The 12,719-nt window shown below is 37.5% G+C and carries 14 protein-coding genes; 12 read left to right on the forward strand and 2 right to left on the reverse strand.

Translation table 11 applies throughout. From position 1 onward, the window contains the following. The 3 genes from CFK40_RS05655 (at window position 1) to CFK40_RS21490 (ending at window position 1,811) form a co-directional block, all read left to right on the forward strand. Window positions 1-870 carry a class II fructose-bisphosphate aldolase gene (locus CFK40_RS05655; RefSeq protein WP_089531359.1) on the forward strand — a complete coding sequence of 290 codons (870 nt, stop codon included), beginning with the start codon at window positions 1-3 and terminating at the stop codon, window positions 868-870. Window positions 871-957: 87 nt separating this feature from the next. Then, window positions 958-1,515: an HAD-IIB family hydrolase gene (locus tag CFK40_RS21485; protein WP_264371394.1), complete on the forward strand. Its 558-nt coding sequence runs from the start codon at window positions 958-960 to the stop codon at window positions 1,513-1,515. 47 nt (window positions 1,516-1,562) lie between these two features. Beyond that, a complete protein-coding gene (locus tag CFK40_RS21490; protein ID WP_264371405.1) occupies window positions 1,563-1,811 on the forward strand; it encodes an HAD hydrolase family protein in 249 nt (82 codons plus the stop codon). Between the two features lie 100 nt (window positions 1,812-1,911). On the opposite strand, the gene CFK40_RS05665 is transcribed toward CFK40_RS21490, so the two are convergent. Further along, window positions 1,912-3,195: a serine hydrolase gene (locus tag CFK40_RS05665; RefSeq protein WP_089531361.1), complete on the reverse strand. Its 1,284-nt coding sequence runs from the start codon at window positions 3,193-3,195 to the stop codon at window positions 1,912-1,914. A 253-nt stretch (window positions 3,196-3,448) separates the two neighbouring features. Between CFK40_RS05665 and yhfZ the strand changes: the two genes are divergently transcribed. The 9 genes from yhfZ to CFK40_RS05710 all read left to right on the forward strand — a co-directional run bounded on the left by yhfZ (window position 3,449) and on the right by CFK40_RS05710 (window position 11,374). Beyond that, window positions 3,449-4,381: a GntR family transcriptional regulator YhfZ gene (yhfZ, locus tag CFK40_RS05670; RefSeq protein ID WP_089531363.1), complete on the forward strand. Its 933-nt coding sequence runs from the start codon at window positions 3,449-3,451 to the stop codon at window positions 4,379-4,381. A 22-nt stretch (window positions 4,382-4,403) separates the two neighbouring features. Continuing rightward, window positions 4,404-4,778, forward strand: coding sequence for a PRD domain-containing protein (locus CFK40_RS05675; RefSeq protein ID WP_089531364.1), 375 nt, complete (start codon window positions 4,404-4,406; stop codon window positions 4,776-4,778). Between the two features lie 2 nt (window positions 4,779-4,780). Next, window positions 4,781-5,140, forward strand: coding sequence for a DUF2620 domain-containing protein (locus tag CFK40_RS05680; RefSeq protein WP_089531365.1), 360 nt, complete (start codon window positions 4,781-4,783; stop codon window positions 5,138-5,140). Window positions 5,141-5,255: 115 nt separating this feature from the next. Further along, window positions 5,256-6,545: a YhfT family protein gene (locus CFK40_RS05685; protein ID WP_089531366.1), complete on the forward strand. Its 1,290-nt coding sequence runs from the start codon at window positions 5,256-5,258 to the stop codon at window positions 6,543-6,545. A 21-nt stretch (window positions 6,546-6,566) separates the two neighbouring features. Then, a complete protein-coding gene (locus CFK40_RS05690; RefSeq protein WP_089531368.1) occupies window positions 6,567-7,478 on the forward strand; it encodes a phosphotriesterase family protein in 912 nt (303 codons plus the stop codon). 5 nt (window positions 7,479-7,483) lie between these two features. Further along, window positions 7,484-8,602: an aminotransferase class V-fold PLP-dependent enzyme gene (locus CFK40_RS05695; RefSeq protein WP_089531371.1), complete on the forward strand. Its 1,119-nt coding sequence runs from the start codon at window positions 7,484-7,486 to the stop codon at window positions 8,600-8,602. 41 nt (window positions 8,603-8,643) lie between these two features. Next, window positions 8,644-9,804 carry a YhfX family PLP-dependent enzyme gene (locus CFK40_RS05700; protein WP_089531373.1) on the forward strand — a complete coding sequence of 387 codons (1,161 nt, stop codon included), beginning with the start codon at window positions 8,644-8,646 and terminating at the stop codon, window positions 9,802-9,804. Between the two features lie 14 nt (window positions 9,805-9,818). Next, window positions 9,819-11,006, forward strand: coding sequence for a phosphopentomutase (locus CFK40_RS05705; RefSeq protein WP_319418029.1), 1,188 nt, complete (start codon window positions 9,819-9,821; stop codon window positions 11,004-11,006). A 170-nt stretch (window positions 11,007-11,176) separates the two neighbouring features. Then, window positions 11,177-11,374 carry an alpha/beta-type small acid-soluble spore protein gene (locus tag CFK40_RS05710; RefSeq protein WP_089531377.1) on the forward strand — a complete coding sequence of 66 codons (198 nt, stop codon included), beginning with the start codon at window positions 11,177-11,179 and terminating at the stop codon, window positions 11,372-11,374. 272 nt (window positions 11,375-11,646) lie between these two features. Here the strand turns inward: CFK40_RS05710 and CFK40_RS05715 are convergent, their stop codons facing one another. Continuing rightward, the gene (locus CFK40_RS05715; protein ID WP_089531379.1) at window positions 11,647-12,621 is read right to left on the reverse strand and encodes a proline dehydrogenase family protein; all 975 of its coding nucleotides are present in this window, start codon (window positions 12,619-12,621) and stop codon (window positions 11,647-11,649) included. Between the last annotated feature and the right edge of the window lie 98 nt (window positions 12,622-12,719).

Genomic DNA, 12,719 nt, shown 5'->3' on the forward strand with positions numbered 1-12,719 from the left:
ATGCCACTTATATCAACAACACCAATGCTTGAAAAAGCGAGAGCAGATAAACATGGGATTGTAGCATTTAATGTCCACTCTTTTGACAGTATCTTCTGGGTGCTTGAAGCTGCTGCAGAGCTGAGATCGCCAGTAATCGTACAAACTACAGTTGGAACGGTTAAACAACTGGGCGCAAAAAATATTGTTCAAGTCGTAACAGCTGCTTCTGAGTATTATGATATACCAACGGGTCTTCATCTTGATCATTGTACAGATTTAGAGGTAATCAAAGAAGCTATCCACGCAGGTTATACATCTGTGATGATTGATGCTTCTATGCATTCTTTTGAAAAGAACGTCGAGCGTACAAAAAAGGTTATTGACCTTGCAAAGTCACTGGGGGTTAACATTGAGGCAGAGCTTGGTAAAGTAGGTGGTGTGGAAGATGATATCGTTGTTAATGAGGAAGATGCACAAAAAGCAGTTCCTATAGAATGTAAACAATTTGTTGATAGCACAGGAGTACCAACACTTGCCCCTGCTATCGGTACAGCTCACGGAATATACAAAGGCAAGCCGAATATTGATTTTAATCGTATTGCGGAAATAGCTAAAATTGTTGATGTACCGCTTGTCCTTCATGGGGGATCTGCTGTGCCGGACGAAGATGTACGCCGCTGTGTTGCTTTGGGTATGGCAAAGGTAAATGTATCAACAGAGCTCAAAAACGCTTATTCAGAAGCGATTCGTAATCATTTTGCGACAGAGCCTGAAAGCCTAGATCCCCGTGCATACCTACAGAAGGCAAAAGACGCAGCCAAAGAAATAGCAAAATCAAAAATCCGTATGGTGGACAGTGAAAATAAAGTAATTCCATCGTTTGTATAATCATGTTAATTTAAAGATAGACCTTTCCTCTTCATTTTGGAGGTAGGTCTATTCTAGTATATGATTCTTTAATCTGGAGGTTTTTTAATGAAATTAATAGCTATTGATATGGATGGGACTCTACTTTCTACAGATGGCTCGATTAGTGAAGGAAATAGAGATACAATCCTTGAGGCACAAAGGCAGGGAAATATCGTTTCTATATCATCAGGGCGTTCCTTGCATGATGCAAAACAAATTTTGCATCATGCGGGTTTAGAATGTCCAATTATAACGGGAAACGGTGGGCTTTCATTCGAATCTGATGAGATTATTGAACATCATATCCTTTCTGCAGAGGTTCTATCAGCAATGATGGATTTGTTAGAAAAAAGTGGATTATATTATGAGATCTATACCAATGAAGGCATTTTAATTAGAAAAAACGGGAGAGCTCTTTTGGATAAAGAAATGGATGCTATAAAGGATCATTCAAGCAGCCCCGAGTTAAAAAAGGCAACGCGTGTCATTGATATTCAATATGAACAGAACGGTTTAATTTTTGTGGATGATTACCAAGGAATAGATTTTACTGATAAAGGCGTTTACAAATTGTTTGTTCTTTCCTTTGATAAAGAAAAACTAGAGAAGCTTCGGGGGAATTAACGGATAAAGAAGTATCTCTTACTTCATCTGGAACCGAAAAGCTCGAAATTGGCCACTCTCAGGCAAGTAAAGGGAATGCGTTAAAATTCCTTGCAAGTCATTTTGGAATACCAGTAGAAGATACAGTTGCAATCGGCGATAATCTAAATGACATTTCCATGTTCGAAATTGCTGGGAGGTGTATTGCGATGGAAAATGCTGAAGAGATTGTAAAAAAACAAGCTACATATATTACAAAGCATCATAATGACGATGGAGTGGCGTACGCTTTGAGGGAATATGTATTAGATGCTTGAAAATATCTGACCTTCTAAAAATAACTCAACTGAGAATGTCTTAATGTGTATAAAAACTATTTAAAAGAGCAGTCGCCATAGCGGCTACTCTTTTAAATTATTACTCATCCATAGATTCATAAACTGTCGTAGCTATATCTGCAGACAGCGACCCTGTACTAGGGTAAGATCCACTTTCTAATTGACCATTATTCTGTTTGTTGGTTAATACGATGATTTGTAAGTTATGTGCTGGGTCGAAAATCACTTGCGTCCCTGTAAAACCAGTATGTCCATATGCTTCCCCAGAATGTAGTTCACCCATATACCATTCTTTAATCAGTTCCCATCCAAATCCTTGGCCATATCGTTGTGGCTGTGTAAATGAATTGATTACCTCTTCGTCATATAATTTTACTTTTCCATAGCTTCCACCATTTAACATCGTTTGTCCTAGGACTGCTAGATCGCGAGCGGTTGAAAACAGTCCTGCATGTCCTGCTACACCGTTATTTGCATAATAACTATTTCCATCACTAACTTCCCCGATGAGCGTATAGTCTCTCCATCTTTTGAAATCATCAGCATCTTCTTCCACATAATATCCGAAGTTTGGATCGTCTATCATCTTGTATTCAAAAGGATTACCCCAGGAAGTGGCTGCGATTTTCTTATTTAATTTTTCAGGTGGGGTAAACATTGTATCCTTCATTTTCAAAGGTTTATAGATAGCTGTTTCTAAATAGACATCTAAACGCTTACCAGTTACTTTTTCAATAACGAACCCAAGTGTCATAAAACTAAAATCGCTATATCGACGATCTGTGCCAGTCTCATATTCTAATGGTAGTTTATTGATATATTGAAGAACCTCTCTTGAGTTATTAGCGTGTAAATAAGTAGGTTGCCAAGGTGTTAATCCAGATGTGTGTGTTAACAAATCGGCAATTGTTACTGCTCCTTTGCCATTTTGAGCAAACTCTGGAATATAATTAGACACTTTATCATCAACAGCTATTTTTCCTTCACTAACCAGTTTCATTATCCCCTGTGTTGTACCCATTACTTTTGTTATAGAAGCTAAATCAAAGATAGTCTTTGGCTTCATTTTTCTAGGATGATTAAGTAATTGACCCATATCGTACTTTTGAGCATAGCCATACGCACTTTCTTTCACTATTTTGTTGTCTTTTGCAACTAATACCACCGCACCAGACGTTATCCCGTTGTTAATCGCTTCTTTTACAATCTTATCTATTTCACTTAATTTTTCTTTATCCATTCCAACTGATTGTGGACTTCCGTGACTAAGTTTAGAAGATTTGGCTGAAACAGAACCTATCGATTGAAAGGTCACTCCAAAAGTTAAGACAACTAGTAACAGAATTAAAATGCTTTTTTTCATAAACTAATCTCCTCCGTTAAAAAGTGTAATAAATTTCTGAACTATAAAATAACTATTAATATACAATATAATGTATATTGGGTTGGTTTTCAAGGATGCCAAAAGTCTCATGTTTAACTGTTATAGCAGATCACTAGGTGAACGGTATGTTTGACAATAAAACAAAAATTTCTACAAAAGGGTCTTGTAATAAAATAATGAAAGCGCTATACTTTCAATATACTAAATACTGTATTTTCAAAAAGGAGTAAAAATGAGTAGAATTTGGGATAGTTTATTTTCAAAGAATGGCTTAGCAGCAAAAGAAATTGCAATGAAGTTAGTGCAAGTAGAGGAAGGAGGAAGAATCCCGAGAGTAGATGATCTTGTGGAAGAACTGGGCTTGGGTCGGGGAACGGTGCAGGGGGCATTAAGGGTATTAGAAAATCTTCATGCAGTCCGCCTGGAATCCAAAGGACATTTAGGTACCTTTTTAATGAACAAGGATCTGCATTTACTAAAAGAAATAGCCGGGGTGGGTTCATTGATGGGAGCTATGCCTTTACCATACTCACCACAGTACGAGGGATTAGCAACTGGTTTGATTGAAACATCGGAACAAATGATAAACCGCCTTGACTTAGCGTATATGAGAGGATCCAAGTACAGGTTAGAAGCATTAAAATCACGGCGATACGATTTCATTATTATGTCCCATTTAGCAGCCGAAGAAGAACTGAAAAATGATGATAATCTACTAATTGCACAAAACTTTGGACCAAAAACATATGTATCCTCCCATCAAATATTTTTTGCGAATTCACAGGATAGTTATATAAAAGAAGGGATGCGTATTGGGATTGATCATACGTCAATCGACCAATCAAAGATAACGCTACACGAATGTGAAGGTATCGATGTTGAATTAGTACCAGTAAACTATATGCAGCTTTTCGATAATTTAATGAATGGAACGCTTGATGCCGCAGTGTGGAACTCGGATGAGAACAGAGCTAAGCGCGCTTTTAAAATAGGTGCTTTTAAATCTGAAAAAGCACGTAGCGTTTCTGAAAAGGCTTCTACAGCTGTGATTGTAATTGAAAAGGATCGAAAAGATGAATTAGATCAGATTTTACAGCTTGATAAACAAAAAATTGTTTTCATTCAACAACTAGTGGTGGATAAGAAAAAGCTACCACATTATTAGAGCAGGGGAGGAATATTGCTTTATGAATAGAGCCGAACTCGAAGAAAGACTTCTATTGTTAGTAGATCAACAGGTTATTACAACGCATGCGAGCGATGTTACGAAACTAGCATTCGAAAGGCTGATAGATAGTCTAAATGTTCGTGAACTAGAGCAAGCAGAAATGCTGTTTACTCATTTGCCAACTGCTTTATCAAGAATAGGAAATGGCGAGTCAGTTGAGGGTCCAGCGCCTGAAATAATGAGTGAAATAAAAACTTCACCGCATTTTCATCTCGCAGAAAAACAAGTTATTTTTATTGAAGGGCAGTGGGGTAAGGAACTACCTCTAGAAGAAAAGGAATATTTATATATGCATTATACGAATGTCATAAATTTAACTGTTGAAGGAGAATGATTATGAAAATTGTAATTGGCGGACAAGTAGAAAAAAAGGAAATGCAGGCATTAATTAAAGAAATTGATTCGTCGATTGAAACAGTCATCAAGTCGGATATAGATGCTGCTATGCAGATAAAGACGGGAAAAGCAGATTATTATTTAGGAGCGTGTCACACAGGTGGTGGCGGTGCGCTTGCAATGGCAATTGCTCTTGTTGGAATGGATCAATGTGAAACGGTTTCAATGCCAGGCAAGAAACCAGTGGAAAACAAAGTGATAGAGGCGATTAAAAGTGGAAAAAAAGCATTTGGATTTACAGGAGATCACATGGAAACTGCAGTACCAATGATTCTCAAAGCTTTAAAAAATAATAAGTAATTGATTTGCATTAGAGGATAGTATAAAAAAATTCAAGGATATAGTATAAGAAATACTTCGTCATTCGCTATTAAAGACGAGGCAAATGTCGAGTTTTTCTAAAGGGGGATTATTTATGGAGTTAGTATTTGTCGTATTAATAGGGGCAGTAGCCGCAGTGTTAGCTAACTTAAATATTGCGGTGTTTAACGATGGATTACGTCCGATAGTGGGGGAACATATTGAAGGGCGTTTGAAACGTAGGGAGCTCGGGTTAACTGCGTTTGCAATGAGCTTTGGACTAGTTATTGGTTTTGGTATTCCTTTTACGATTACAGCTAGTATTATATTAATTCATAGTATTTTATTAGGTACAGATATTATTGGTTTAATAGCTCCAAAAAATAAATGGGGTACGCCCGTCGCTGCTGTAGTAGGTGGTTTATATGGTTGGGGTTTATTAGCTGGATTAGAAGGCTTCGTGGCGTTATTTGAAAAGTTACCTGTTAACTTTTTAGAACCAATGGGTGCAGTGGGTACACCAGTTGTCGTTACCTTTATGGCCTTCCCTGCATTAGCTGTTGCAATGCAATTCAGTGTTAAAAAAGGTGTTTTAACATTTATCGTAGCAGCCTTGGTTAGACAGTTAGCAGTTTTCGTGAATGAAAGCGGTTTTATTAGTATTGGCGGTAATGTAATTAGTTTAAACCAGGAAGGTATGGCACTAATCGCAGGAATGATCTTCCTTTTTGGCTATGCAATGCGTGAAAAGTCAGAAGATGGCGCCTCTGTTGATTTAGCTTCTATCTTTAGTGAAAAGGTAAAATCTATCAAGAAGAATGTAGCATTCTTTATGGTGATTGGTGCATTAATTGCTGGTGCAACTAATTTATTGCTAATGGCTGGCGACCCAATTTCGCTTAGCTTATTAGCAGAGGGTAAACAAACTGATGCTGGTATTGCTGCAGCTGCTAGAGCAATTGGATTCATTCCTTTAGTAGCGAGTACAGCTATTGCAACGGGTGTATATAGCCCAGTAGGTTTTACATTAATTTTTGTTGTAGGATTGTTTTCACCGAATGTGTGGATTGCAGTTGTTGTTGGTGCAATTGTTATTTTCTTAGAGGTTATGCTGTTAGGTTCAATTGCTAAATTCTTAGATAAATATCCAGGCGTTAGAAATTCTGGAGAAAACATCCGAAGCGCAATGACAAGATTGATTGAGGTTGCTTTGCTAATTGGTGGTGCAAATGCGTCAAACGCGATCGCACCAGGATTCGGCTTCTTCTTTATTGCAGGATTTTATTTATTAAACGAAATAGCAGGGCGCCCGATTGTACGTATGGCAGTAGGACCAGTAGGCGCAATCGCGGTAGGTATTATTGCAAATATTTTGGTAGCTTTAGGAATAATGACAATCGGTTAATAACAACTAGGAGTGAGGCAGTTGATACAAACAGTTACGGGTAAAATAAAGAAGGAAGACTTTGGAATATGCGCTGCACATGAGCATTTATCGATTGATTTATCGAGAATAAAAAATGATCCAGATACTATTTTAGATGATGAGCACGGTATGATTGCTGAGCTTTACTATTTTCATCGTGCTGGCGGTCGTTCGTTGATTGAATTAACGAATGATGGGATGGGAAGAGATGTAAAGCGCTTAAAACGATTAAGCGAAGCAACGTATGTTCATATTGTTACGTGTACCGGGTTTTATAAAGATCCCTTCATCCCAGCATTTGCAGAAAGATGGGGTCAAGATCAGTTTGCTGCCCATTTTATTCAGGAAATTACACAGGGTATTGATGGTACGGATATTTTTCCTGGAGTAATTGGTGAAGTTGGAACGAGTGTGGATGAAATAAAGCCGGTTGAAAATGAATTAATTCTAGGTGCTGGCAAAGCAGCATTGGAAACCGGATTGCCTGTTTCAACACATACGTCGCTCGGGACACTAGGAAGCAAACAGGTTGAAATGCTATTTGGACTTGGGTTATTGAGGGATCAGATTATTATCGGTCATCAGGATCTAAATACAAATAAGGAAGAAGTATTAGATGTTCTTCAATCAGGTGTATATATTGGATTTGACACGATTGGGAAAAACAATTACAGAGCTGACGAAGACCGATTATCTTTTTTAATAGATTTTATTGAAAGAGGATTTCATAAACAAATTTTGTTATCGGCCGATTTAACAAGGAAATCACATTGGAGAAAACATGGCGGGCCTGGATATGACTTAGTATTAAATGATTTTATACCAGCCTTGAAAGAGCGTGGGGTTTCTGATGAAGTAGTTACGGACTTATTAGTTCATAATCCAGCAAATGCATTTTCAATAAAGGAGTAATAACAATGGTTTATGATTCAATACGATTAAAATACGCAGATTCCGTACTTCCAAGTTTAACAATTGAAGAAGCGCAAAACCTGCAATTCAAATTGGTCGGGAGCATGAGTAAGCACTTTACAGGGGACCAATTTTTATCCATGGGTGATTTAGGCGTTGCACCACGATATAAAAAGCCCGAACAAACGGAACGAGTAGAATGTGCTATAGCTGATTTCTTTGGAGCGGGAAAGACAGCACTGGTTCGTGGCGCAGGAACTGGTGCAATCCGAATTATAGTAAGCACGTTACTTTCTGCAGGTGAAACTATGTTTATTCATACGGCTCCTGTTTATACGACAACAAAAGATACCATAAAGATGTTAGGTATCCAAACAAAAGCTGTTGATTTTAATGATTTAAAGGCTGTTGAAAAGGCTGTTGTTGATGATCAAGTATGCAAGTTGTTCTATGTTCAGCATGCAAGACAGCAACCAACAGATACGTATGATTTAAGGGCTTTGATAGAAACAGTCAAGGGTGTGCGCCCAGATTTACAGGTAGTAGTTGATGATAATTATTGTGCAATGAAAACACATGGAATTGGTATTGAATACGGTGCAGATTACTCTACTTTCTCCGGTTTCAAAATCCTTGGGCCTGAAGGAATTGGTGTTATAGCAGGGAAAGAAGAAGCAATAAATACTTTGCAGGAGCGGAACTATTCTGGCGGTGGACAGGTACAAGGCCATGAAGCGATGGAGTTATTGCGTATGATGACGTTTGCTCCAGTTTCGCTTGCCATACAAAATGCGCAAGTTGAAGAAGTTTGTAAGCAATTAAATGAAGGCGCCATCGAGGGAATAGAATCTGCGTATATGACTAACGCACAATCCAAAAATGTTATTGTTGAGTTAAAGGATCCAATTGCACAAGAAGTGATTAAACGAAGCAATAGTCTAGGAGCGGCTACACATCCAGTTGGAGCAGAGTCGAAATACGAAATTGTACCAATGATTTACCGTGTCTCGGGAAGTTTTATTGAGGCGCAACCACGCCTTGAAAAATATGGACTTCGTATAAATCCAATGAAGTCAGGGGCTAGAACAGTATTAAATATATTAGAAAAAGCAATTAAATCTTGATAAATTAATGCTAGACAAGAAAGAAATAGGAGGATGCTTCCATGTTTTTGGATGTAACAAAACGTAGAAATCCAGAGCTAATACATGCTGGTGTTTCACTTCATCAAATGGGGGATATTCCTCCGAACACATATGTAATTGACGTCGATATTTTAAAAGAAAATACCAGTAAGCTTGCTACGGCTGCTGAAAAATATAATCTTGAACTGTATTTTATGAGTAAACAACTAGGTCGTTTCCCGGAAATCGCAAACATTATTGCGGAAAATGGGATAAACAAGGCTGTAGCGGTCGATTTCGATGAAGGAAAAGTGTTAGCTGATCATGGAATAGCTATCGGAAACATCGGACATCTTGTTCAACCTGGAAAACATCAATGGGAAGAAGTTCTAAGCTGGAAGCCGGAAGTAGCAACCATTTTTTCATATGAACGAGCAAAACAGTTATCGAGTACCGCGGTAGAGTTAGGTGTTAATCAGGATATTTTATTAAAAGTTGTTGGTCCTGAAGATAGTATATATGAAAGCCAAGAAGGCGGAATATTACTGGAGCACCTTCCTGATGTAATTGATCAGATTATCGAGTTAGAGGGTATAACAATTGTTGGTGTTACTACTTTTCCAAACCTGCAATTAGCTACTGATAAGACACAAATGGTTCCAACTAATAATTTATCCTCTTTATTAAAAGCTAGGGAAATTCTTGAGAAAAGAGGGATAAATGTAACGCAAGTGAATGGACCAAGTGGAACAAGTAGTGAAACGATTCCTTTTTTAGCTAAACAGGGAGTTACGCATGGGGAGCCAGGTCACAGTTTAACTGGTACGACACCTTTACACGCATTTAAGGATTTGGCTGAGAAGCCAGCAATTGTGTATGTAAGCGAAGTATCACATAAATCTGAATTAAGCTACCACGTGATTGCAGGTGGATTTTATGGACGTTCCAATATGGAAGGTTGTTTGGTAGGTCATGATAGTAAGACAATTCTTTGTCGGTACACTGATGCCCTTAAAAAAAACCCTGAATCGATTGATTACTATGGCGCAATTGCTATTCCTACTGATTTTTCAATTGAAATAGGTGATACGGCAATATTTGCATTCCGTACACAAATTTTTGTAACCCGAGCACATATTGCTTTAGTAGAGGGGATACAATCAGGAAATCCAACGCTAATTCATTTGGAAAGGAAGTGGTGACTCAGGTGGGGAAAATGACATTGGTAGTCATCGATAGTTTTGGAATCGGGGCAATGGATGATTGTGAAAAGTATGTACCATCGGATTGTCAAGCACACACGTACAAGCATATACGAGAAAAAAAGCAAGATAAATTACAAATCCCATTCATGTATGGATTGGGGCTAGGAACGCTGGTAGATGGTAACCCCGCTCCAACTAATGCCTATGGGTACTCTAAATTAGCTCATCATGGAGCAGATACTTATTTAGGACATCAGGAAATAGCAGGAAGTTGCCCGAAAAAGTCAAATAAGAGACTGATGATAGATATTCATTCGACTATAAAAGAGGCGCTTGAAGAGAGTGGATATGATGTGAAATATCCATTAAAAAATTGTCCAGTGTTACTAGTGAATGGTGCAGTCGTTGTGGCTGATAACCTGGAATCTGCTGTAGGGAACATTATCAATGTGACAGCTGACTTTAATAAAATGCCTTTTGCTGAAGTGAAGGAGCTTGGAAAAGTAGTCCGTAAGCATATAGATACAACACGGGTTATCGCTTTTGGAGGACCGAACACATCAATTGAACACATTCTAGCTTGTGTTAAGGAAAAAAATGAGGGCCAGTGGGGTGTAGATACACCTAAAGCTAGTGTATATGGAGAAGGCTATGAAGTTTTCCATATGGGATATGGAGTGGATATTGATAACCAATTTCCAATGATTGCAGCAAAGCATGGAGTAAAGGTTTATCGATTGGGAAAAACCGCTGATGTTATCCATGGTGCCGGACCAGAAGCCCCGATTGTGAACACTACTCATTTGTTGGAGAAGGTCACACAAGCATATACGCAAGAACAAGGTGATGCAGCCTTTTTAATAAATATCCAAGAAACAGATTTAGCAGGACATTCTGAGGATGTTGATTGGTATTGTGATTTACTTAATGAAACGGATAAATGGCTTGAAGGATTTGCTTCAATAATGAGAAGAGACGATATATTGATTATTATGGCTGATCACGGAAATGATCCTACAATTGGACATTCCAATCATTCAAGAGAATATGTACCAATCATGATTGTCGGGGAAAAAGTAAAAGCAGCTAATATTGGATTACGTGAGTCAATGGCAGATGTCGGTGCAACGTTTAGTGACTTTTTTGGAATTCCCAAAACAGCTGAAGGAATTAGTTTTCTTTCTGAAATAATGGATTAGTACTAACTCTAGGTCAATGGTCTAAAATGCAATTAAGTAAACGAACGTATCGTTCATTACGCAGTTCCCATTAAAAACTAATATTTTACAGGTGTAAAATGTTGATCTTCTTCAAAAGATAAAGCAGAACAGATTTTTTCTGTTCTAAATCCCACGAGGAGTGATCAACGATGGCAGGAAACAAAAATGATTTGTTAGTGCCAGGTGCAAGAAATGCAATTGACAGTATGAAAGAGGAAATTGCAAATGAACTTGGTGTCCAGCCCGGAGCTGACACCACTGCACGAGAAAATGGATCGGTGGGTGGCGAGATGGTCAAACGAATGATCAAAATCGCTGAAGACAGTATGCAGAATGGTAATAAATAAAGAATCCAAAAGCGATGGTTCTTTATGAAAACTTTCGGTACTATCTTGCAGATGAAGGAATCGGATTAATTTCCGATTCCTTTTCTGGTTTAAGACGGAAATTAGGAATTAGAATTAGTAAAAGAAAGCGTTAAATAGAACTAATGTCTTGAATCGCGGTATCATAAACTTCCTTATTTCCTTCTGCTATACCAACAAATGAAATTCGTATTAGAAAAAGTGGAATAAAAAAAGAAAAATGCATTGTATATGGCATCTTTCTTTTACTTTTATTATTTACTTTTCTTACTATGTCTCCCAAGCAAAATCGCTCCAACTCCAATTCCAATCAAAATATTTGTTCTCTTATTGAAAGCTTGTCTGAAAATGAGATTTATATTTTCTGGACGCTCCACAAGTCGACGCATGAAATAGCCATACCAATCACTGCCAAATGGGACATATGTACAAAAATGAAAGCCTTCGCTTGCCAGCTGAAGCTGCAGATCTTTTCTGAAGCCATATAACATTTGAAACTCAAATTTTTCTTTAGTTATATTATTCTCTTTGACAAACTTTTTTACATGATTAATAATATGATGATCGTGGGTTGCGATAGATGTATATTTACCATTTAGTAAATGATACTCAATTAATTGGATAAAGTTTCGATCAATATCTTTTTTGTCTTGATAAGCTATATTTTCTGGTTCTTTGTATGCGCCTTTTACAATACGCAGTCGATAGTTCTTATATTTTTTAATGTTATCTTCTGATTGGAAGAAATATGCCTGAATGACCGTGCCGATGTTATTATATTCGTTAGACAATTCATCGATAAGGTCAAATGATGACTGAAGATGGCTATTATCCTCCATATCGAAGTTGATAAATATATTATAATTGCTAGCCACCTCCACAATTTCCTTCAAGTTGTTCAGGCAAAAATCGTAATTGATATCAAGGCCGAGCTGTGTTGGTTTCAAGGAAATATGGGCATCCGCGTTATTGTTATAAATGGCCTCAATTACCCTAATAATCTGCTTTTTTGCTTCTATTGCTTCTTTTTTTACGAATACGAATTCACCTAGATTGTCGACAGTTGCAGATATGCCATGGTGATTCAGTTCTTTAACGCTTTGAATCATCTCTTCTATATTTGTTCCAGCAATAATAGTACGTGCACCTAATTTTGTACCATATTTCTTGGCTAGACTATTTAAAAGTTGGTTCTGTGATAGACTGATGAAGAAATTTTTTATCAACATAATATGATCCCTCTTTACCTTTTTCTTTTTAAAATAGAATAGACAGATATAAGACAGATATAAGTTATTGTTTACTATATAGTTAGGTATTGCCATGG

This window comes from Virgibacillus necropolis (assembly GCF_002224365.1).
Taxonomy (GTDB): Bacteria; Bacillota; Bacilli; order Bacillales; family Amphibacillaceae; genus Virgibacillus_F; species Virgibacillus_F necropolis.